Source organism: Rhodocyclus tenuis, from assembly GCF_014197755.1.
Taxonomy (GTDB): Bacteria; Pseudomonadota; Gammaproteobacteria; order Burkholderiales; family Rhodocyclaceae; genus Rhodocyclus; species Rhodocyclus tenuis.
Map to the genome: position 1 here is coordinate 66,271 of NZ_JACIGE010000001.1, position 20,608 is coordinate 86,878.

Annotated in this window: 18 protein-coding genes; 6 read left to right on the forward strand and 12 right to left on the reverse strand. The window is 67.3% G+C overall.

Annotated features, from left to right (window positions below; genetic code table 11):
• Nucleotides 1-2 precede the first annotated feature (2 nt).
• The 4 genes from purE to GGD90_RS00325 all read right to left on the reverse strand — a co-directional run bounded on the left by purE (nt 3) and on the right by GGD90_RS00325 (nt 4,028).
• Complete coding sequence (purE, locus tag GGD90_RS00310) at nt 3-500, reverse strand: 5-(carboxyamino)imidazole ribonucleotide mutase (RefSeq protein WP_153117121.1); 498 nt, start codon at nt 498-500, stop codon at nt 3-5.
• A 15-nt stretch (nt 501-515) separates the two neighbouring features.
• Nucleotides 516-1,394, reverse strand: a complete 879-nt coding sequence (gene folD, locus GGD90_RS00315) for a bifunctional methylenetetrahydrofolate dehydrogenase/methenyltetrahydrofolate cyclohydrolase FolD (protein ID WP_153117120.1) — start codon at nt 1,392-1,394, stop codon at nt 516-518.
• Nucleotides 1,395-1,500: 106 nt separating this feature from the next.
• Nucleotides 1,501-2,130 carry an indolepyruvate oxidoreductase subunit beta gene (locus tag GGD90_RS00320; protein ID WP_153117119.1) on the reverse strand — a complete coding sequence of 210 codons (630 nt, stop codon included), beginning with the start codon at nt 2,128-2,130 and terminating at the stop codon, nt 1,501-1,503.
• A 74-nt stretch (nt 2,131-2,204) separates the two neighbouring features.
• On the reverse strand, nt 2,205-4,028 hold the full coding sequence (locus tag GGD90_RS00325) for a thiamine pyrophosphate-dependent enzyme (protein ID WP_228273753.1): 1,824 nt from the start codon (nt 4,026-4,028) through the stop codon (nt 2,205-2,207).
• Between the two features lie 354 nt (nt 4,029-4,382).
• On the opposite strand from GGD90_RS00325, the gene aceE reads away from it, so the two are divergent.
• The 4 genes from aceE (at nt 4,383) to GGD90_RS00345 (ending at nt 11,047) form a co-directional block, all read left to right on the forward strand.
• On the forward strand, nt 4,383-7,088 hold the full coding sequence (gene aceE / locus GGD90_RS00330) for a pyruvate dehydrogenase (acetyl-transferring), homodimeric type (protein ID WP_153117118.1): 2,706 nt from the start codon (nt 4,383-4,385) through the stop codon (nt 7,086-7,088).
• Nucleotides 7,089-7,098: 10 nt separating this feature from the next.
• The gene (locus tag GGD90_RS00335) at nt 7,099-8,502 is read left to right on the forward strand and encodes a 2-oxo acid dehydrogenase subunit E2 (RefSeq protein ID WP_153117117.1); all 1,404 of its coding nucleotides are present in this window, start codon (nt 7,099-7,101) and stop codon (nt 8,500-8,502) included.
• Between the two features lie 22 nt (nt 8,503-8,524).
• Entirely contained in the window at nt 8,525-10,396 is a 1,872-nt protein-coding gene (gene lpdA / locus GGD90_RS00340) for a dihydrolipoyl dehydrogenase (protein ID WP_228273752.1), read from the forward strand.
• A 72-nt stretch (nt 10,397-10,468) separates the two neighbouring features.
• Nucleotides 10,469-11,047 carry an NnrU family protein gene (locus GGD90_RS00345; protein WP_153117116.1) on the forward strand — a complete coding sequence of 193 codons (579 nt, stop codon included), beginning with the start codon at nt 10,469-10,471 and terminating at the stop codon, nt 11,045-11,047.
• A 35-nt stretch (nt 11,048-11,082) separates the two neighbouring features.
• Here the strand turns inward: GGD90_RS00345 and GGD90_RS17920 are convergent, their stop codons facing one another.
• From GGD90_RS17920 to GGD90_RS00365, 4 genes are read right to left on the reverse strand one after another with little or no spacing between them, the layout of a single operon-like run.
• Nucleotides 11,083-12,357 (reverse strand): glycosyltransferase family 4 protein, encoded by a 1,275-nt coding sequence (locus GGD90_RS17920; protein ID WP_228273751.1) that lies wholly within the window; start codon nt 12,355-12,357, stop codon nt 11,083-11,085.
• Nucleotides 12,358-12,369: 12 nt separating this feature from the next.
• Entirely contained in the window at nt 12,370-12,741 is a 372-nt protein-coding gene (locus GGD90_RS00355) for a diacylglycerol kinase (RefSeq protein WP_153117115.1), read from the reverse strand.
• Nucleotides 12,738-13,955, reverse strand: a complete 1,218-nt coding sequence (locus GGD90_RS00360) for a glycosyltransferase (protein ID WP_153117114.1) — start codon at nt 13,953-13,955, stop codon at nt 12,738-12,740. Before GGD90_RS00360 ends, GGD90_RS00355 begins: the two co-directional genes overlap by 4 nt.
• On the reverse strand, nt 13,943-14,809 hold the full coding sequence (locus GGD90_RS00365) for a UDP-2,3-diacylglucosamine diphosphatase (protein WP_153117113.1): 867 nt from the start codon (nt 14,807-14,809) through the stop codon (nt 13,943-13,945). Before GGD90_RS00365 ends, GGD90_RS00360 begins: the two co-directional genes overlap by 13 nt.
• Before the next feature lie 238 nt (nt 14,810-15,047).
• On the opposite strand from GGD90_RS00365, the gene rpiA reads away from it, so the two are divergent.
• The gene (rpiA, locus tag GGD90_RS00370; protein WP_153117112.1) at nt 15,048-15,707 is read left to right on the forward strand and encodes a ribose-5-phosphate isomerase RpiA; all 660 of its coding nucleotides are present in this window, start codon (nt 15,048-15,050) and stop codon (nt 15,705-15,707) included.
• Between the two features lie 69 nt (nt 15,708-15,776).
• A complete protein-coding gene (gene phoU / locus GGD90_RS00375; protein ID WP_153117111.1) occupies nt 15,777-16,481 on the forward strand; it encodes a phosphate signaling complex protein PhoU in 705 nt (234 codons plus the stop codon).
• Between the two features lie 82 nt (nt 16,482-16,563).
• Here phoU and GGD90_RS00380 read toward each other — a convergent pair whose 3' ends face one another.
• From GGD90_RS00380 to GGD90_RS00395, 4 genes are all read right to left on the reverse strand, one after another.
• Nucleotides 16,564-16,836, reverse strand: a complete 273-nt coding sequence (locus tag GGD90_RS00380) for an oxidative damage protection protein (RefSeq protein ID WP_153117110.1) — start codon at nt 16,834-16,836, stop codon at nt 16,564-16,566.
• A gap of 68 nt (nt 16,837-16,904) precedes the next feature.
• Nucleotides 16,905-18,224, reverse strand: coding sequence for an amino-acid N-acetyltransferase (gene argA, locus GGD90_RS00385; RefSeq protein WP_153117109.1), 1,320 nt, complete (start codon nt 18,222-18,224; stop codon nt 16,905-16,907).
• A gap of 7 nt (nt 18,225-18,231) precedes the next feature.
• Nucleotides 18,232-19,830: a polyphosphate:AMP phosphotransferase gene (gene pap / locus GGD90_RS00390; RefSeq protein WP_153117108.1), complete on the reverse strand. Its 1,599-nt coding sequence runs from the start codon at nt 19,828-19,830 to the stop codon at nt 18,232-18,234.
• Nucleotides 19,823-20,584, reverse strand: coding sequence for a 16S rRNA (uracil(1498)-N(3))-methyltransferase (locus tag GGD90_RS00395; protein WP_153117107.1), 762 nt, complete (start codon nt 20,582-20,584; stop codon nt 19,823-19,825). Before GGD90_RS00395 ends, pap begins: the two co-directional genes overlap by 8 nt.
• Nucleotides 20,585-20,608: the final 24 nt, after the last annotated feature.

The window sequence follows — 20,608 nt, forward strand, 5'->3', positions numbered from 1 at the left end:
GATCAGGGCAGATCGGGCAGAGTCTTGGCGAGCACCTTCTCGGTCTGGCGCTTGCGGAAATCGCTGAGCTTGGCCGCCATCTCGGCATCGGAGAGCGCCAGCATCGAGACGGCAAAGAGCGCGGCGTTGGTCGCGCCGGCTTCGCCGATGGCAAAGGTGGCGACCGGGATGCCGCCGGGCATCTGCACCATCGCCAGCAGCGAGTCGAGCCCCTGCAGGTGCTTCGACGGCATCGGCACGGCGAGCACCGGCAGCTGCGTCTTGGCGGCGAGGACGCCGGCCAGATGCGCGGCGCCGCCGGCAGCGCCGATCAGCACCTTCATGCCGCGGGCTTCGGCGCCAGCGGCGTAATCGAGCGCGGCGTCAGGCGTGCGGTGCGCCGAGAGAACCTTGGCCTCATAGGGGACGCCGAAGCTCTTCAGCGTTTCGGCACAGGCGCGCAGCACCGGCCAGTCGCTGTCCGAGCCCATGACGATGCCGACAAGTGCTTGATTCGACATTTCGATCTCCTTGGTTTAGCAGTGTTGTCCGTTGAGCACGCGCTCGGCGGCGAGCAGCGTGTTGGCGAGCAGCATGGCGATGGTCATCGGGCCGACGCCGCCGGGCACCGGCGTGATCGCCGAAGCCACTTCCTTGGCGCTGGCAAAATCGACGTCACCGCACAGCTTGCCGGCGTCGGGCTGGCCCTCGGGTACGCGATTGATGCCGACGTCGATGACCACCGCACCCGGCTTGATCATGTCGCCGGTGACGAAGCGCGGACGGCCTATGGCGGCGACGAGGATGTCGGCGCGGCGCGTGTGGAAAGCGAGGTCGCGCGTCTGCGAGTGGCAGATCGTCACCGTCGCGCCGGCGGCGAGCAGCAACAGTGCCATCGGTTTGCCGACGATGTTCGAGCGGCCGATCACCACCGCTTCCTGGCCCTTGAGCGAGATGCAGCCCTTTTCCAGCAGTTCCATCACGCCCTGCGGCGTACACGGCACGAAGCGCGGATTGCCCTGCGTCAGCGCGCCGATGTTTTCGGCGTGAAAGCCGTCGACGTCCTTTTCCGGCAGGATCGCTTCGAGCACGGCGTCGGCGTCGATGTGCTTGGGCAGCGGCAGCTGCACGAGGATGCCGTGGATCGCCGGGTCGGCGTTGAGCGCGGCAATGCGTTCGAGCAGCGCTGCGGCCGTGGTATCGGGCGGCAGCACGATCTTTTCGGAATGGAAACCGGCCTGCGCGCAGGCATTGACCTTGTTGCGCACATAGACCTGCGAGGCCGGGTCTTCGCCGACCAGCACCACCGCCAGACCGGGGCGCACGCCCTGTGCTGCCAGCGCTTCGGCGCGCAGCTTGAATTCGCTGCGCAGTTCCTGCGCGAGTGCCGCGCCGTCGAGAATTTTTGCCGTCATGTCACACCGCCGCTTTGAAAGTTGAAAGCAGAAAAAGCAAAACCCTCCCGCGCCAGGGCGCCGGGAGGGAAGTGCGGGATCGCTAAGGCGCGGATTTTAACGCAAATCAGCCGGCGACGGCCGCGGCGAGTTCTTCCGCGGAGGCGTTCGCCGCGGCGTCGCGGCCGGCGGCGAAAGCGCGCCGGTTGAGTTCGAGCAGCGCCGGCTTGCGCGTCGCAAAACGCTTGAGCACGGCAGCTTCGAGCACCTCGGCCGGGAAGGGCAGATAGCTCGAAATGGCGCCGAGCATGACCGTGTTGCCGAGGCGGATTTCGCCAAGGCCGAGCGCGATCGAGGTGGCGTCGAAGGCGACGACGCGCGTGCCGGCGGCACGCACCGAGGCCACCGGGTCGGCCGGGTATTCGTAGAGGCCGAGGTCGACCACCGGCGGCGTCAGCCGGCCGACGTTCATCAGCGCCTGCCCGTCGGGGCGCAGCATGTGCCGCCAGCGCATGCCTTCGGCGGCCTCGAAGCCGAGCAGGATGTCGGCCGTTCCCGGCGTGATCTGCGGCGACAGCACGCGCTTGCCGAAACGCAGGTGCGAGGAGACGACGCCGCCGCGCTGCGCCATGCCGGCGACTTCGGTCTTCTTGGCGTCGTGGCCGAGCGCGATCGCCGCTTCGGCGAGGATTTCGGTGGCGGTCATGACGCCCTGGCCGCCGATGCCGACGACGAGGATGTTGGTGGTTTCAGACATGGCGAAGAGCTTTCGGATCAGAGGTCAGTGCAAAGACGGGCGCGTCGATGGCGAGAAAGGGTGACGGAGACGGCTCAGTGCTGTTGCAGCACATGCACCTTGGCCGCCACGGCCGCCGGCACGATCGCCTTCGGCGCACAGGGCTGCAGACAGAGGCCGCAGCCGGTACAGGCCGCCGTCTCGATGCGCACGAAGGAACGCGCGACTTCCTTGCCGTTCGGCTTCTGCACGGTATCGCGGCGGGTGACGTGGATCGCCGGGCAACCGATGTCCACGCAGCTGCCGCAGCCGGTACAGCGGTCTTCCTCGACCATGAACGGCGACTTGGGCTGGTAGTCCTGGACGAGCACGCAGGGCTGGTTGGTGATGATCACCGACGGTTCGGGGATCTTCGTTTCCTCGCGCAGGCGCTTGAACAGCGTCGGCAGCTCGTAGGGATTGACCACATGCACGCGCTCCTCGCGCACGCCGAGCGCCTTGACCAGGCTTTCGAAATCGATCTGCGGCGCCGGGTTATTGTGAATGTCGCGGCCGTTGCCCGGATTGTTCTGGCCGCCGGTCATGCCGACCGCGCGGTTGTCGAGCAGCAGCACGGTGACGTTGCCGCGGTTGTAGACGATGTCGAGCAGGCCCTGCATGCCCATGTGCATGAAGGTCGAATCGCCGATGACGGCGACGATGCGCCGGTCGGCGTCGGCTTCGCCGCGGCCCTTGTCGAGGCCGAGCGCCATGCCCATCGAAGCGCCCATCGAGATGCAGGCATCGAGCGCGTTCCATGGATGGCCGGCGCCGAGCGTGTAACAGCCGATGTCGCCGGCGACGGTGACATTCTTCACCTGCGACAGCGTGTAATAGACACCAAGGTGCGGACAGGCGACGCACATCGTCGGCGGCCGCGGGAACACCGGCAGCGGCGCCGCCACCTGGCTCGCCGGCAGCGTTTCGCCAAGCAGGCCGGCAACGGCAGGTTTCAGCACGTTCGGCGCCAGTTCGCCGATGCGCGGCAGGATGTCCTTGCCGCTGACGGCGATGCCGGCGGCCTTCAGTTCGTTTTCGAGCAGCGGTTCGATTTCCTCGACGACAACCAGCTTGTCGACGCTGGCGGCGAACTCGCGCAGGCGTTCGATCGGTGCCGGATAGGCGAAGCCGAGCTTGAACAGCGGCGCGTCGGGGAATGCCTCGCGCACGTGCATCGCCGCCGGACCGGTGGCGATGAAGCCGACGCGGCGGTCGCTACCGTCGTCGATGAAGTTGAGCGCCGACTCGGCCGAGGCGACGGCAAGCGCCTTCTCGCGCTCGAACAGCAGCGGCAGCCGGCGCGCGGCGTGGCCGGGAACCATCACCCAGCGCGTCGATTCCTTGGTGAAGCCGGCCGCCGGATACGTCTTCCTTTCGCCGACGGTGACCAGCGCCTTGACGTGGCAGATGCGCGTCGTCAGACGCAGCAGCACCGGCGTCTGGAAGCGTTCGGAAAGGTCGAAAGCGGCGAGCGTGAAATCGTAGGCTTCCTGCGAGTCGGCTGGTTCGAGCACCGGGATGTGCGCAAAGCGGCCCCAGGTGCGCGAATCCTGCTCGTTCTGCGACGACGACAGGCCGACGTCGTCGGCGACGGCAAGCACCAGCCCACCCTTGACGCCGGTCAGCGTCAGCGTCATCAGCGCGTCGGAGGCGACGTTCACGCCGACATGCTTCATCGCACAGAAGGCGCGCGATCCGGCCATCGAGGCACCGAAGGCAACTTCCAGCGAAACCTTCTCGTTGACCGACCACTCGGTGTAGATGTCCGGGTAGGTGGACAGCACCTCGAGCATTTCCGTGGACGGCGTTCCCGGGTAAGCGGCGGCAACGCGCACACCGGCGTCCCAGACGGCGCGGGAGACCGCGTCGTTACCGGACATGAACAAACGGCTTTGCGCCGGAGCGGGGATCATTGACGAGGCGGTCGCCATTACATTTCCTTGAAATGCCATCAGGCAGGGTCAGGCCCGCGTCGCGGGCGGGAAGCGCGGAACTTAGCGCCTCGTTGGCCGCTCCACATTGACGCAGATCAAGCCGCCTTTTAACGAGCGGCCGGAACTGCACTTGCGCACGGCGAGGAGCTTTGTTGGCTCCATACTGTTGCGCATCGTAAAAAACTTTTCTACATTACGAAACCGATACACAGCGACGCCATCCGCGCTGCTGAAGTATCAACTTTCGCCCTGTCGCCTATCCGGCGACAGCGCGACTGTTCCAACAATAAGGAGACAGGCATGGCAATCGCCCCCGATGCCCTGAGCACGCTCGCCCCCGGCGACACCGATGCGCAGGAAACGCAGGAGTGGCTGGAAGCCTTGCGCGGCGTGGTCGAGCGTGAAGGCGCCGAACGCGCCTACTACCTGATCGATCGCCTGATCGACGAGGCACGCGAAGACGGGATCGACATCCCCTACAGCGCGAACACCGCCTACATCAACACCATTCCGGTCGCGCAGCAGCCGAACTACCCCGGCGACGCCGACCTCGAACTGCGCATCCACGCCTACATCCGCTGGAACGCGATGGCGATGGTGGTGCGCGCCAACAAGCACAGCAACGTCGGCGGCCACATCGCCTCCTTCGCCTCGGCGGCGGCGCTCTACGACGTCGGTTTCTCGCACTTCTGGCACGTCGCCTCGGCCGATCACGGTGGCGACCTGATCTTCTTCCAGGGGCATTCGGTTCCCGGCGTCTATGCGCGCGCCTTCCTGCTCGGCCGCCTTTCCGAAGACCAGCTCGACCACTTCCGTCGCGAGGTCGACGGCCGCGGCATCGCCTCCTACCCGCACCCCTGGCTGATGCCGGATTTCTGGCAGTTCCCGACGGTGTCGATGGGTCTCGGCCCGCTGCAGGCGATCTACCAGGCGCGCTTCATGAAGTACCTGCACTCGCGCGGTTTCATCGATGCCGGCGAAGGGCGCAACGGGCGCAAGGTTTGGGCCTTCCTCGGCGACGGCGAAACCGACGAAGTCGAATCGCTCGGCGCCATCGGCATGGCCGCACGCGAAAAGCTCGACAACCTGATCTTCGTCATCAACTGCAACCTGCAGCGCCTCGACGGCCCGGTGCGCGGCAACGGCAAGATCATCCAGGACCTCGAAGGCGAGTTCCGCGGCGCCGGCTGGAACGTCATCAAGCTGATCTGGGGAACGCACTGGGACGCGCTGTTCGCGCGCGACAAGAAGGGCCTGCTGAAGAAGCGCATGCTCGAACTGGTCGACGGTGACTACCAGACCTTCAAGGCCAAGAACGGCGCCTACGTGCGCGAACGCTTCTTCAACACGCCCGAGCTGCGCGCGCTGGTCGCCGACTGGACCGACGACGACATCTGGCAGCTCAACCGTGGCGGCCACGACCTGTTCAAGATCTTCGCCGCCTACGACGCGGCGGTGAATCACCGCGGCAAGCCGACGGTGATCCTCGCCAAGACGATCAAGGGCTACGGCATGGGCCAGGCCGGCGAGGCGATGAACATCAGCCACCAGCAGAAAAAGATGGACGCCGAAGCGATCCGCCGCTTCCGCGACCGCTTCGACCTGCCGGTCAGTGACGAGCAGATCGAGCACGTGCCCTACCTCAGGTTTGCCGAAGACTCGCCCGAAGCGAAATACCTGCACGCCCGCCGCCAGGCGCTCGGCGGCTATCTGCCGCAACGCCGGCGCAGCGCGGCGCCGCTCGAGATTCCGCCGCTGTCGGCCTTCGACGGCCTGCTCAAGGCGAGCGGCGAAGGCCGCGAAATCTCGACGACGATGGCCGTCGTGCGCATCTTCAACATCCTGCTCAAGGACCGCCAGATCGGCCGGCGCGTGGTGCCGATCGTCCCCGACGAGTCGCGCACCTTCGGCATGGAAGGCATGTTCCGCCAGGTCGGCATCTGGAGCCAGGAAGGCCAGAAGTATCTGCCGCAGGACCACGACCAGCTGATGTTCTACAAGGAGTCGAAGGACGGCCAGATCCTGCAGGAAGGCATCAACGAAGCCGGCGCCATGGCCGACTGGATCGCCGCCGCCACCGCCTACTCGGTGCACGGCGAGGCGATGATCCCCTTCTACATCTGCTACTCGATGTTCGGCCCGCAACGCACCTTCGACCTCTACTGGGCGTCGGGCGACCAGCGCGCGCGCGGCTTCCTGATCGGCGGCACCGCCGGCCGCACCACGCTCAACGGCGAAGGACTGCAGCATCAGGACGGGCACTCGCCGGTGCTCACCGGGCTGATTCCCAACTGCATCAGCTACGATCCGAGCTTCGCCTACGAAGTCGCCGTGATCATTCACGACGGCCTCAGACGCATGTTCGTCGAGCAGGAAGACGTCTTCTACTACCTGACGGCGATGAACGAGAACTACGAGCACCCGGAAATGCCGGCCGGTGCCGAGGCCGACATCCTCAAGGGCATGTACCTCTTCCGCAAGGGGCTCGCCGCCGACGGCAAGAAGGCGGCGCCGCGCGTGCAGCTGCTCGGCTCGGGAACGATCTTCCGCGAAGTGATCGCCGCTGCCGCGCTGCTCAAGCAGGACTGGGGCGTCGACGCCGACCTGTGGGGCTGTCCGGGGCTGGCGCAACTGGCGCGCGACGGCAACGAGGCACAACGCTGGAACCTGCTGCACCCGCTGGAAAAGCCGCGCCGCTCGCATGTCGAACTGTGCCTCGACGACACGCGCGGCCCGGTGATCGCCGCCACCGATCACGTGCGCCTCTTCGCCGAGCAGATCCGCCCGTTCATCCACCGCCGCTACGTCACGCTCGGTACCGACGGTTTCGGCCGCTCCGACACACGCGAGCGCCTGCGCCACTTCTTCGAAGTCGACCGGCACTGGGTGACGATCGCCGCACTCAAGGCACTCGCCGACGAAGGCTGCATCGAACACTCCGTCGTCGCCGAGGCCATCACGCGCTACGGCATCGACGTCGACAAGCCCAACCCGCTGAGCGTCTGAGGAGCGCACGATGAGTGAACTGATCGAAGTGCGCGTCCCCGATATCGGCGACTACGCCGACGTGCCGGTGATCGACGTCTATGTCGCCGTCGGCGACGCCATCGCCGCCGACGGCGCGCTGGCGACGCTGGAGTCGGACAAGGCAACGATGGACATTCCGGCGCCGGTCGCCGGCATCGTGCGCGAGGTGCTGCTCAAGGTTGGCGACCGCGTGGCGCAAGGCGCGCGCGTGGCGCTGATCGAAGCTGCCGCGCCAGCGCAGGCAGCACCAGCCGCCAGCGCTGACGCAGCAATCACTGCCGCTCCCGTCGCAACATCGATGGCAGCCACGGCGCCCGCCCCGGCCACCGCCGCCTCATCGTCGGCCGTCTCCACAAGCTCCTCCCCGGCTGCCGTTACCGCGCAAGTCAGCGGCAGCGGCCCGCAGGCTTTCGTCTCTTCGGCGGCAACGGCGATCGCGCCGCCGCCGGTCGAGGCCGCCGCGGCGCCCGTCGCCACGCACGCCAGCCCGTCGGTGCGCAAGCTGGCGCGCGAACTCGGCGTCGATCTGACACGCGTTCCGGCCAGCGGGCCAAAGGGCCGCATCCTCGCCGACGACGTCACCGCCTGGGTAAAGTCTGCCCTGCAGGCACCCGCAGCCGCCGAAACCGGCTCGCCCGCCCCGGCAGCCGGTGGCGCCGGTCTGACGCTGGCGCCATGGCCGCAGGTCGACTTCGCCAAATACGGGCCGGTCGACAGCGTCCCGCTGTCGCGCATCAAGAAGATGTCGGGCGCCAACCTGGCGCGCAACTGGGTGATGATTCCCGCCGTCACCTACCACGAGGACGCCGACATCACGGCGCTCGAGGAATTCCGCCAGCAGATCAACCGCGAAAACGCCAAGGGCAATATCAAGCTGACCTTGCTCGCCTTCCTGATCAAATCCTCGGTCGCCGCACTGCAGCGCTTCCCGGAACTGAACAGCTCGCTCGACGGCGACGCGCTGATCCTGAAAAAGTACTACCACATCGGTTTTGCCGCCGACACGCCACACGGGCTGGTGGTGCCGGTGATCCGCGACGCCGGCGGCAAGAGCCTCGCCGAACTGGCGAGCGAAGCCGGCGCCCTCGCCGACCGCGCGCGCGCCGGCAAGCTCGCTCCGGCAGAGATGAGCGGCGCCAGCTTCACCATTTCCAGCCTCGGCGGCATCGGCGGCACGGCTTTCTCGCCGATCGTCAATGCGCCGGAAGTCGCCATCCTCGGCGTGAACAAGGCGGCAATGAAGCCGGTGTGGAACGGCGAGACCTTCGAGCCGCGGCTGACGCTGCCGCTGTCGCTGTCGGCCGACCACCGCGTCGTCGACGGTGCGCTGGCGACGCGCTTCCTCGCCCATCTGGCGGGTTTGCTCGCCGACCTGCGCCGCCTGCTGCTGTAAACCCGTTTTGCCGGAGATTCAGATGGCCCAGAACACGATGGCCCAGAGCACTGCCGATTCGATCCTGACCCCCGTACTTGTTCCCGATATCGGCGACTACAAGGACGTGCCGGTGATCGACGTCTACGTCAAGGCGGGCGATACGGTCGCCGCCGAAGACGCGCTGCTGACGCTCGAATCGGACAAGGCGACGATGGACGTTCCCAGCCCGATTGCCGGCATCGTGCGCGAAGTGCGCGTCGCCGTCGGCGGGCGCGTCTCCGAGGGCGCGACGGTGGTCCTGATCGAGGCGCTATCCGGCGCGACTGCCGCTGCGCCAGCGATTTCCCCCATAGTGGCGCAAGCCGCCGCGCCGGCAGGTGCGACGGCAAGCTCGGGCGGCGCTGCCGCAAGCGCCCCGAAAAACTCACAATCCGAAGCAGAACCCGACGCCCAGACCGTGCCGGGGACACCAACACCGGCCACCCCGCCCGCCGACCTCGATTGCGACGTCCTCGTGCTCGGCGGTGGCCCCGGCGGTTACTCGGCGGCCTTCCGCAGCGCCGACCTCGGCCGGCGGACGATCATCGTCGAACGCCATGCCACGCTCGGCGGCGTCTGCCTCAACGTCGGCTGCATCCCGTCGAAAGCGCTGCTGCACGTCACCGCTGCGATGCAGGAAGCGCAAACGCTGGCGCACGCCGGCATCGCTTTCGCCGCACCGACGATCGATCTCGACCGTCTGCGCGCGCACAAGGCCGCCGTCGTCGGCAAGCTGACCGATGGTCTGGCCGGAATGGCCAAGGGACGCAAGGTCGAGGTGGTGCGTGGCGTCGGCCGCTTCATCGACGCGCACGCGCTCGAAGTCGCGCTGCACGGCGGCGGCAGGCGCGTCATCCGCTTCGCGCAGGCGATCATCGCTGCCGGTTCGCAGGCCGCGCGACTGCCCTTCCTGCCCGACGACCCGCGCATCGTAGATTCGACCGGCGCACTGGCGCTGCCGCAGATTCCCGGGCGCATGCTGGTCATCGGCGGCGGCATCATCGGTCTGGAAATGGCGACCGTCTATTCGGCGCTCGGCGCGCGCATCACCGTCGTCGAACTCGGCGGCGAGCTGATGCCCGGCGCCGACCGCGATCTGGTCAAGGTCTGGGAAAAGAAGAACGGCAAGCGCTTCGAGCGCATCCTGCTCAACACCGGCGTCAGCGCGGCGAACGCGCAGGCCAGCGGCATCGAGGTCACATTCAGCAGCGGCGAGAAAGGTGAGAAGGTCGAGAAGGCCGAGTTCGACCTCGTTCTCGTCGCCGTCGGGCGCACGCCGAACGGCAAGCTGATCGGCGCCGAGAGCGCCGGCGTGAACGTCGATGCGCGCGGCTTCATTGCGGTCGACGCCGCGCTACGCACCAACATCCCGCACATCTTCGCCATCGGCGACGTTGTCGGCCAGCCGATGCTGGCGCACAAGGCGGTACATGAAGCGCACGTCGCCGCGGCGGTCGCCGCCGGCGGCAAGGACGCCTTCGATCCGCTGCAGATTCCCGGCGTCGCCTACACCGACCCGGAAATCGCGTGGACCGGCAAGACCGAAACGCAGTGCCGCGCCGAGGGCATCGCCTACGGCAAGGCGGTCTTCCCTTGGGCGGCGTCGGGCCGCGCCATCGCCAACGGCCGCGACGAGGGTTTCACCAAGCTGCTCTTCGACGAGAAGACGCATCGCCTGATCGGCGGCGGCATCGTCGGCACGCACGCCGGCGACATCATCGGCGAAATCTGCCTAGCCATCGAAATGGGCGCCGACGCCAGCGATATCGGTCGCACCATCCACCCGCACCCGACGCTCGGCGAGTCGATCGGCCTCGCCGCCGAAGTCTTCGAGGGCGTGTGCACCGACCTGCCGGCGCAGAGAAAGCGCTGAGGGGCCGACGATGAGCGCAGCGGACACCTTGCGGGCGCCACTCGCCCAGGACTCGACCGGGAAGCTGGTAGCATGACTGCGCTCGTCATCGGCCTCGTTCTCTTCATCGGCTCGCACTCCGTGCGCCTGCTCGCCAGCGACTGGCGCAGCGCAACGATGGCGAGGCTCGGCGAAAAGCGCTGGAAGGCGATCCAGGCGGTGGTTTCGCTGCTCGGCTTCGGACTGATCCTGTGGGGGTTTTCGGCGGCGCGCCTCGACTCGCCGCTGCTCTGGCAGCCGCCGCTGTGGGGTCGCCATCTGGCCGGACTGCTGATGCTGCCGGCGTTCATCCTGCTCGTCGCCGCGCATGTGCCGAAGAATGCGCTGCGCGACCGCGTCGGCCACGGACTGGTCGCCAGTGTCGCCCTGTGGGCGCTGGCGCACCTGCTCGCCAACGGGCGCGTCGTCGATGTCGTGCTCTTCGGCGCCTTCTTCGTCTGGGCGCTGCTCGACTTCTTTTCGCTGCGCCGCCGCGACCGCCTCGCCGGCAACGTGCGGCACGACGGCAGCGTGCGCAACGCCCTGATTGCCGTACTCGCCGGCGGCATCGTCTGGGCCTTCTTCGCCGGTTTTGCGCACGCCTGGCTGTTCGGCGTGCGGCCTTTCGGCTAGCCAAGCGCGCCGCGCAGAAACGCGCGCCCGCGCGCTCAGTCGCCGCCGATCGCTTCGCGCAGGGTGTTGGCGAACTGTTCGGCGACGCCACTCCAGTCGCGCCCGATGACGCTGTGCCGCGCGCGTTCGCCAAGACGCCGCCGGACCGCCGGCTCTCCCGCCAGTTGCAGCGCGGCGCGGATGAAGGCCGCGTCGTCGCCGACCGCGACGGTTCGCCCGTTCTCGCCATCAACGATCAGTTCGGCCGCCGCCGCACTGCGGAAGGCGAGCACGGCAAGGCCGCTGGCCAGCGCCTCCTGCGTCACGTTGCCGAAGGTTTCGGTCAGGCTGGGAAAGAGGAAGAGGTCGCCCGAGGCATAGTGCGCAGCGAGATCCTCGCCACAACGCTGGCCGGCAAAGACCACCGGTGAGGCTGGTGTGGAAAACCGGCGCGTCAGCTTGCCGCGCCAGGGCCCGTCGCCGACGAGAACGAGACGGGCGTCAGCGCGTCGTTCATGGATGGCGACGAAGGCACGCAGCACGAGGTCGAGGTTCTTCTCCGCCGCCAGCCGGCCGACGTAGATCACGGCCAGCCCGTCAGCAGACGCGGACTTATCCGCGCAGTCGCTGCCCGTAGCCGCTGGCTCCTCGCTACGCGCAAGTGCAACCGCTTCACCGGGCGAGGGGGACGCGGCGTTCGCCGAACCATCGGCCGGCGCCAGCCCCCACGCCCGGCGCAGTTCGGCGCTGCGCCGCGCCGGGTCGAACAGCTGGCAATCGACGCCACGACCGACGACGCGCACGCCGGCCAGCCCTTCGCCGGCGAGGCGCTCGGCCAGCGCCGCGGTCGGCGTCAGCGTCAGCCGGGTGCGCCGGTGAAAGCGGCGCAGGTAGGCGGCGACCGCCGGCTGCAGGAAGCCGAAGCCGTAGTGCCGGCTGTAGCGGTCAAAATTGGTATGAAAGCCCGAGGTGACCGGAATGCCGAGCGCGTGCGCCGCGCTAACCGCCGAAGCGCCGAGCGGCCCCTCGGTGACGACATGCACCACGTCCGGCCGCGCCGCGCGCCAGGCAGCGCACAGCCGCCCGCGCGCCGGCAGGCCGAGGCGCAGACCGGCGTAGCCGGGCAGCGGCAAGCCGGGCAGCAACAGATCGTGTGCCGCGGCGGCGTCGCCAAGATCCGCCGCCTGCCGCGGCCGCACCACGCGCACGCGATGGCCGGCAGCGCGCAGGCTTGCCACCAGCCGGCCGATGGTCATGGCGACACCGTTGACCTCCGGCGGATAGGTTTCGGTGACGATCACCAGATCAAGCGGGCTGATGCGGGCAGACATCGCGACGCCGGCTCAGTCGAGGAGCACGCAGGCCCAGACGAGGACCACGTTGCCGAGTGCGATGAACACGGCAGCGCTGCCGATGTCCTTGGCACGCTTGGCCAGACGGTGATTTTCCAGCGAGACGCGGTCGACCGCCGCCTCGATCGCCGAGTTGAGCAGTTCGACGATCAGCACCAGCAGCACGCTGCCGACCATCAGCGCGTGGCCGACGCCCGAAGCCGGCAGCCAGAACGCGAGCGGGATGAGCACGACCGCCAGCCATACCTCCTGGCGGAAAGCGTCTTCGCAGGTATAGGCGGCGCGCAGACCGGCCAGTGAATAGCCAAAAGCGTTGAGGATTCGGCGCAGGCCGGTCTTGCCCTTGTAGGGACTTTCGGTCATCGCGAGCTCCGCTGGCCGGCGGCGATGCGCCGGTAAAGATCGGCAAGACGCGGCGCCAGCGCCGTGTCCGACCATTCGGCGGCATACGCCTGCCCCTCTGCGCCGAGGCGGCGGCGCAGAGGGGCGTCGCGCAGCAGCTGGCTCAGTTCGAGGGCAAAAGCGGCCGGATTGTCATCGGGCACCAGCGCGCCGCGGCGCGCGCCAAGGATGTCGATCGTTCCCATCACCGCCAGCGCCACCACCGGCAGCCCGGCGGCCATTGCTTCGAGCAGCACCAGCCCCTGTGTTTCGGTGCGCGAAGCGAAGACGAAGGCATCGGCGGCGGCATAGCACGCGGGCAGTTCGTGGCGCCGGTCGAGGTAGCCGAGGAACTGCACGTGCTGCGCCAGGCCGCGGGCCTCGGTCGCCGCCCGCAGCGCCGGCAGCGCCGGGCCTTCGCCGGCGATGAGCAGGAGCAGATCGGGCGTCGACTCGCGCGCCAGCGCAGCAACGTCGAGCAGGAAATCGATGTTCTTCTCGCCGGCGACGCGGCCGACGTACAGCGCTACCGGACGTTCGTCGGCGATGCCGTGCGCCGCCCGGAAGTCGCTGCGCAGACTGGCGGAGGGAGTACCGACGCTGGCGGTCAGGGGGGCAAAGCGGGCGAGCGGAATGCCGGTCGGCAGGATGTGCATCGGTCTGGTGACGCCGTACTCGCCGAGACGGCGGTGGATCGCCTGCGAGGGGACGATCACCGCGTCGAGCTCGTTGCACTGCGCACGCGAGAAACGCCGCGCCAGCACGCGCAGCCACGAGACCGGCGCGAAGGGCGCGTAGTGCTGCAGGTACTCCTCGAACAGCGTGTGGTAAGTGGCGATCACCGGCAGGCGGTGGCGCCGCGCCGCGCGGTGGCCGGCGTAGTGCGCGAAGAACGGCGTCTGCACATGCACCAGATCGACGCCGCGGGCGAGTGCTTGATCGACGGCGCGGCGCAGCGCGCGCCAGGCGAGCACGCGGTCTTCCGGATCGCGCGGCGCTGGCCGGCCGCGTACGCGGCTGATCCAGGATTCGGCGGTATCACCATCGCTGCCTGGATTCGTGCCAGTGCCGTAGTCGGGCGCCACCAGCTGCACATCGATGCCCTCGCCAGCGAGGGTTTCGCGACAGGTCTGGATGGCAGTCGATACACCGTTGATGCGCGGAAAATAGACATCCGAAACCATCAGGATGCGCATGTATTCTCCTGCCGCACGCTTGCCGCAGCGGCATAGACGGACGGTGCCACCAGCGCCGGCAGCTCGCTGAACGGCGGCTCGACCGACTCTTCGGGCAATTCGGCCGGCACGCTGCTGGTCAGCGTGCCCCAGGCGACGAGTTCGAGGCGGCCGTCGGCATGCTCGACGATGGCCGTACAGCTGTCGACCCAGTCGCCGCAATTGACGTAGGTCAGCCCGCCAATCTCGCGCAGCGCGGCGCTGTGGATGTGGCCGCAGATGATGCCGTCGAGCCCGCGCTGGCGCGCGCTGTGGATCGCCGCGTCCTCGAAGTCGAAGATGAACTGCAGCGCCTTCTTGACCCGCCGCTTGGCGTAGCCGGCGAGCGACCAGTAACCGGGCCGGCCGAGCCGGCGACGGATGCGCGACAGGGTGCCGTTGGCCAGCACCAGCGTGTTGTAGGCCATGTCGCCAAGGACGGCGACCCAGCGGTGGTGGCGCGTGATCTGGTCGAACTCGTCGCCGTGCAGCAGCAGGAAGCGGCGGCCGTCGGCGAGTTCATGCACATGCTCGGGAACGACGACGATGTCGCCGAAGGCGACGCCGGCGTATTCGCGCAGCGCCTCGTCGTGGTTGCCGGGGATGAAGACGACGCGTTCGCCGCGGCGCGCGCGGCGCAGGATCTTCTGCACGAAGGTGTTCTGCGCCGGCGTCCAGTGGATGCCGCGGCTCATCGACCAGAAATCGACGATGTCGCCGATGAGGAAAACGTTTTCTGCCGAGTAGTTGCGCAGGAAGTCGAGCAACCGGTCGGCCTGGCAGGCACGCGTGCCGAGATGGATGTCGGAGAGGAAGATCGAGCGCACGCTTGGCATGGCGTCGATGCTGAGGGCGCGAGGTTACATGGGCGTTACCCGGCAGTTGCCGTTCGGTTACGCCGGCAGAGAGTCGGCGGCGCGCAGCGCGTCGCCAGCGCAGTCGCCAGCGGGCAGGGAGCGTGGCCTTGGCCGCCTGCCGCCGCGGGTGGCCAGCCGCGGCCCCGGCGAAGCGGCGCCGTAATGGCGCTTGCGGTTAGAATGGGCGCTTCCACTTTTGACGCAGCCAGCCCTTGCCATGACCCAAGATGAACTCAAACAGGCCGTTGCCCGCGCCGCGCTCGCCCACGTTGTCGAAGGCCGCATCGTCGGCGTCGGCACCGGCTCGACCGCCAACTTCTTCATCGATGCGCTGGCCGGAATCAAGGACCGCATTGCCGGCGCCGTCGCCAGTTCGGAATCAACGCGGCAGCGCCTCGAAAGCCACGGCATCCGCGTCTTCGACCTGAACGAGGTCGACGACCTGCCGGTGTATATCGACGGCGCCGACGAAATCACCGTCGAGATGCATATGACCAAGGGCGGTGGCGGCGCGCTGACGCGCGAGAAGATCGTCGCCGCGGTGGCGCAGAAGTTCGTCTGCATCGTCGACGAAAGCAAGCTGGTGCCGGTGCTCGGCCGCTTTCCGCTGCCGGTCGAAGTGATTCCGCTGGCGCGCGCCTACGTTGCGCGCGAACTCGTGCGTCTCGGCGGCGAGCCGCGCCTGCGCGAGGGCTTCGTCACCGACAACGGCAACCTGATCCTCGACGTGCACGGCCTGTCGATCGTCGATCCGGAGGCACTGGAGGCCCGCATCACGCAGATCGCCGGCGTCGTCGCCTGCGGACTTTTCGCGCGCCGGCCGGCCGACATCTGCCTGCTCGGCGGCAGCGCCGGCGTGCGTACGCTCAGCGCCTGAAATATTGCTGTCATCCGGAAACGGCACACTGGGCGATTAGGCACGCCATCAACCGCGGGAGCAAACAGCATGAATGAACATACCTCGAAGAATTTCGACCTCGAACTCGAAAACCTGCGCACCCGCGTCCTGCAGATGGGCGGACTGGTCGAGCAGCAGGTGCGGCGCGCGATGGAAGGCCTGCACGAGGGCGACACGGCGCTGCTCGAAGCGGTCATCCGCGACGACAATCGCGTGAACCAGATGGAAAACGAGCTCGACCTCGCCTGCAACCAGGTCATCGCCAAGCGCCAGCCGACGGCGATCGACCTGCGCATGATCATCACAGTGCTGAAGAGCATCTCCGATCTCGAACGCATCGGCGACAAGGCGCGCAAGATCGCGCGCCTCGGCGTCGTCCTGCACGACCAGCACACCGCCGGCGCGCCGCAGGTCGAACTGAACCACATCGCCGACCTGGCGCTGTCGATGCTGCGCAGCGCGCTCGACGCCTTTGCCCGGCTCGACGTCAGCGCCGCCGCCGAAACCCTGCACCTCGACGAGACGGTCAACACCGAATACCAGGCGGTCGTGCGCCAGCTGATCACCTACATGATGGAAGACCCGCGCACGATCTCCAGCGCGCTCGACATCATGGCCATCGCCAAGGCGATCGAACGCGTCGGCGACCACGCCAAGAACATCTCCGAATACGTGATCTACATGGTCAAGGGCTTCAGCGTGCGCCATGTCTCGCCGCGCGAGATCGACGAGAAGATCGCTGCCGCCAGCTAGGCGAGGTACGCAACAAGTACGCGCAAGCCACAAAAGCAAAAAGCCCCTTTCGGGGCTTTTTGCTGTGCGGGACACCTCAGGCTCAGGGGCGCGGCGGCACGTAACCCTGCACATTGTCGGCGCCGTCGCCGAAGAAGTGCTTTTCGACCTGCTCGGCGAGGTACTTGCGGTGCGCCGGATCGGCCAGATGCAGACGGTTTTCGTTGATGATCATCGTCTGCTGGCGGATCCATTGCTGCCATGCTTCGTTCGACACGCTTTCGTAGATACGCCGGCCGAGTTCGCCCGGATAGGGCGGCAGGGCGAGGCCTTCTGCCTCGCGTCCGAGTTTGACGCAGTTGACCATTCTTGCCATGGGTTTCGCTCCGAACTCCGCTAGGGAAAATTTGATCGGCGATTATAACGCGAGCGTCCGGCGCGCCGTCACAGCGGCTTGATGAACACCTTGGAGCGCCGCTGCAGGTTGTAGACCAGCCGCTTCTCCGAGGGCAGATCCTCGACCTTGCCCTCGACAAAACCGCGTTCCTTGAACCAGTGCGAGGTGACGGTGGTAAGCACGAACAGGCTGCTGACGCCGCCGGCGCGGGCGCGCACCTCGATGCGTTTCATCAGCTGCTCGCCATAGCCCCAGCGCCGGTACTTCGGATGCACCGCCAGACAGGCCAGTTCGGCCTGCGATTCGCCGTAGGGATAGAGCGCGGCACAACCGACGATCATGCCGTCGTGCTCGATCACCGAGAACTGCGTGATTTCGCGCTCGAGCAGTTCGCGCGAACGGCGTACCAGCGTGCCCTCTTCTTCCAGCGGCTCGATCAGTGCGACGAGGCCGCCGATATCGTCGGCGCGCGCGTCGCGCAATTGTTCGAGCGATTCGCGCGTGATGATGGTGCCGACGCCACCGCGCGAGAACAGTTCGCGCAGCAGGGTACCGTCCTCGTCGTAGCCGATCAGGTGCACGCGGCCGACGCCGGAACGCGAGGCGCGCACCGCACAGGGCAGATAGCGCTTGAGATCGGGCGACAGCCAGTCGCCGAGGCGGATCAGGCGATCGGCGGCGTCAACGGTCAGTTCGTCGAGCAGGCTGCCGTCGATGTCGGTGGCGCCGCAGCTGTCGGTGAGGAAGAGCAGCTTGTCGGCACCGAGCGCGATCGCCGCCGACTCGGCGACTTCTTCCATCGCCAGATTGAAGATTTCGCCGGTCGGGCTGACGCCGAGCGAGGAGAGCAGCACGATGTTGCCGAGCGAGAGCTGCGCGCGGATGCCGTCGGCGTCGATCTTGCGCACATTGCCGGCGTACTGCATGTCGATGCCGTCGAGAACGCCGACCGGCTTGGCGGTGATGAAGTTGCCGCCGACGACGCGGATCGTGCTGTTGGCCATCGGTGTATCGGGCAGCCCCTGCGACAGCAGCCCCTCGATTTCCAGCGCGACGCTGCCGACGGCGTCGATGACGCAGTCGAGCGCGGCGGCATCGGTGACGCGATAGCGGCCGTGATAGAGCGAGGGCAGATCCTTTTCGCGCAGCTCTTCCTCGATCTGCGGTCGCGCGCCATGCACCAGCACCAGACGGATGCCGAGCGCCGCCAGCAGATTGACGTCGTAGGCGAGCGTGCGCGCCAGCGGTCCGGAAATCGCCTTGCCGCCGAAGGCAATGAGGAAGGTCTTGCCGCGGAACAGATTGACGTACGGGGCAACCGAACGAAACCAGGCGACGAAGTTGGCGGAGCTCAATTCTTGGGACATTTCCTGATTATTCCTTCTCTTTGGCCGGACCTTTGCCCGCAACCTTCGCCGCCACCTTACCCGAATTCTTAGCCGCATCCCTCGCCGAAGACTTGCCCGCTTCCCTCTCCGAATCCCCGCCTTTGCCGGCCTTGAGCGCGCTTTCCAGCCGCTCGCAAACGGTGCGCAGGATTTTCACGCGGGCGAAACTCTTGTCCTCGGCTTCGACCAGCGTCCACGGCGACAGCCCGGTGCTGGTGCGGTCGATCATGTCGCAGACGGCGGTGTGATAGGCGCCGCTCTTTTCGCGGTTGCGCCAGTCTTCGTCGGTGATCTTGAAGCGCTTGAAACTGATCTTCTCGCGCTCCTTGAAGCGGCGCAGCTGTTCCTTGTCGCTGATCTGCAGCCAGAACTTGATGACGATGGCGCCGGCTTCCTTGAGCTCATGCTCGAAATCGTTGATCTCGGTGTAGGCGCGCAGCCAGTCGGCCTCGCCGCAAAAACCTTCGACGCGCTCGACCAGCACGCGGCCGTACCAGGTGCGGTCGAAGATCGCCACCCGCCCGACGCGCGGCATGTGCCGCCAGAAACGCCACAGGTAGGGTTGCGCGCGCTCTTCCTCGGTCGGCGCCGCCACCGGGATGATCTGGTACTGGCGCGCGTCCATCGCCGCGGTGATGCGGCGGATGGCGCCGCCCTTGCCGGCCGCGTCGGACCCCTCGAAGGCGATGATCAGCGAGCGTTTGCCGAACTCCGGCTCGCGCACCAGTTCGGCAAGCCGCCCCTGCCACTTGGCGAGTTCGGCTTCGTACTCCTTGTGCTCGAGCTTCTGCGTCAGATCGAGTGCGGTGAGTACGTCAAGCGTATCGATCTTCGGTGCCAGCGGCGGTGCCACCGGGTAGTTCTGGTCGCGCGGATCGGCCAGACGCTTCTGCAGCGCGTCGAGAACGACCTTGCCGACGGTGAGCGAACGATAGCGGTCGTCGGTGCCTTCGACAACGATCCACGGTGCCCACGGCGTGTTGGTCATGCGCAGCACATGGGCGGCGGCTTCCTGCAGCTTGTCGTAGGTTTTCAGCCGCGCCCAGCTGTCCTTGGTAACGCGCCAGGCGGTGCGCGGATCCTTCTCCATCGCCTTCAGGCGCGTGCGCTGGCCTTCCTTGGACAGATGGAACCAGAACTTGAGGACCAGCGCGCCTTCATTGACCAGCATTGCTTCGAAGCGGTTGATCTGGTCCATGCGCTGGTCGAGGTCGCCCTTGCCGAGATGGCCGAGGATGTGGTCGCGGATCGGGTCGGAATACCACGACCCGGCAAACACACCGGCCCGCCCCTTGGCCGGCAGCGCACGCCAGTAGCGCCACATGTAGGGCCGCTCGCGTTCCTCGTCGCTCGGCGCCGAGAAGGCGAGCGTGGACAGGTAGCGCGCGTCCATCCACTCGTAGAGCACGTTGATCGTTTCGCCCTTGCCGGCGCCGTCGACGCCGCTGATCAGGATGATCACCGGAAACTTGCCGTTCTCGCGCAGGTCGAACTGCGCGTCGAGCAGCGCCGCGCGCAGTTTCGGCACCTCCTCGCGAAAAGTAGCCTTGTCGATCTTGTGCCCGAGTTCCGCCGATTCAAACATGCCCCGCCCCTTCGCTGAAGTCGCCCCACAGACACTGCATCGCGGCCAATGCCGCCAGACTCGCTGTTTCCGTTCGCAGTACGCGCGGACCGAGACGGACCGCAACGAAGCCAGCCAGCGCCGCAGCGCGCATTTCTTCGGGTGCCAGACCGCCCTCGGCGCCGATCAGCAGCTCGATGCGCTCACCCGCTGCCGGGCGCGGCAGCGAAGCCAGCGTCGCTGGCGCCCCCGGCGCCAGCATCAGCCGCAGGGCACCCGCAGCCGGCGGCTGGGCCAGCCAGCGCTCGAGCGCCGCAAGTTCGGCGACTTCCGGCACGCGGTTGCGACCGCATTGTTCGCAGGCCGACGCGGCAACGCCGCGCCAGTGTTCGACCCGGCGCACGGCGCGCTCGCCGTCGAGACGAACGACGCTGCGCCGCGAGAGCACGGGAACGATGCGCGAAACACCCAGCTCGACCGCCTTCTGCACCGTCAGGTCCATCTTGTCGCCGGACTGCAGCGCCTGCACCAGCGTCACCAGCAACGGCGATTCACGCTCGCGCGCCGAATGCGCCAGCACCTCGACGACAACCTCGCTACGCCCGAGCGCACTGATGCGCGCATCATGTTCGCCGCCAGCACCGTCGAACAGCGTGATCATGTCGCCGACGCGCAGGCGCAACACGCGTCCGGCATGCCGCGCCGCCGCCTCGGGCAAGACCAGCGAAGCGCCGGCGGCCAGCGGCAAGGGGCAATGAAAGCGTGGATAATTCATCGTACTATTATCAACGATCGACAC

What these genes read in the sequence shown, in the direction of transcription:
- aceE (WP_153117118.1), top strand. Translation starts at nt 4,383, where the DNA reads ATGGCAATCGCCCCCGATGCCCTGAGCACGCTCGCCCCCGGCGACACC.
- GGD90_RS17920 (WP_228273751.1), bottom strand. Translation starts at nt 12,357, where the DNA reads ATGTCTGCCCGCATCAGCCCGCTTGATCTGGTGATCGTCACCGAAACC.
- purE (WP_153117121.1), bottom strand. Translation starts at nt 500, where the DNA reads ATGTCGAATCAAGCACTTGTCGGCATCGTCATGGGCTCGGACAGCGAC.
- folD (WP_153117120.1), bottom strand. Translation starts at nt 1,394, where the DNA reads ATGACGGCAAAAATTCTCGACGGCGCGGCACTCGCGCAGGAACTGCGC.
- GGD90_RS00360 (WP_153117114.1), bottom strand. Translation starts at nt 13,955, where the DNA reads ATGCGCATCCTGATGGTTTCGGATGTCTATTTTCCGCGCATCAACGGT.
- rpiA (WP_153117112.1), top strand. Translation starts at nt 15,048, where the DNA reads ATGACCCAAGATGAACTCAAACAGGCCGTTGCCCGCGCCGCGCTCGCC.
- GGD90_RS00395 (WP_153117107.1), bottom strand. Translation starts at nt 20,584, where the DNA reads ATGAATTATCCACGCTTTCATTGCCCCTTGCCGCTGGCCGCCGGCGCT.
- pap (WP_153117108.1), bottom strand. Translation starts at nt 19,830, where the DNA reads ATGTTTGAATCGGCGGAACTCGGGCACAAGATCGACAAGGCTACTTTT.
- GGD90_RS00380 (WP_153117110.1), bottom strand. Translation starts at nt 16,836, where the DNA reads ATGGCAAGAATGGTCAACTGCGTCAAACTCGGACGCGAGGCAGAAGGC.
- GGD90_RS00320 (WP_153117119.1), bottom strand. Translation starts at nt 2,130, where the DNA reads ATGTCTGAAACCACCAACATCCTCGTCGTCGGCATCGGCGGCCAGGGC.
- GGD90_RS00325 (WP_228273753.1), bottom strand. Translation starts at nt 4,028, where the DNA reads ATGTCCGGTAACGACGCGGTCTCCCGCGCCGTCTGGGACGCCGGTGTG.
- GGD90_RS00345 (WP_153117116.1), top strand. Translation starts at nt 10,469, where the DNA reads ATGACTGCGCTCGTCATCGGCCTCGTTCTCTTCATCGGCTCGCACTCC.
- argA (WP_153117109.1), bottom strand. Translation starts at nt 18,224, where the DNA reads ATGTCCCAAGAATTGAGCTCCGCCAACTTCGTCGCCTGGTTTCGTTCG.
- phoU (WP_153117111.1), top strand. Translation starts at nt 15,777, where the DNA reads ATGAATGAACATACCTCGAAGAATTTCGACCTCGAACTCGAAAACCTG.
- GGD90_RS00355 (WP_153117115.1), bottom strand. Translation starts at nt 12,741, where the DNA reads ATGACCGAAAGTCCCTACAAGGGCAAGACCGGCCTGCGCCGAATCCTC.
- GGD90_RS00365 (WP_153117113.1), bottom strand. Translation starts at nt 14,809, where the DNA reads ATGCCAAGCGTGCGCTCGATCTTCCTCTCCGACATCCATCTCGGCACG.
- GGD90_RS00335 (WP_153117117.1), top strand. Translation starts at nt 7,099, where the DNA reads ATGAGTGAACTGATCGAAGTGCGCGTCCCCGATATCGGCGACTACGCC.
- lpdA (WP_228273752.1), top strand. Translation starts at nt 8,525, where the DNA reads ATGGCCCAGAACACGATGGCCCAGAGCACTGCCGATTCGATCCTGACC.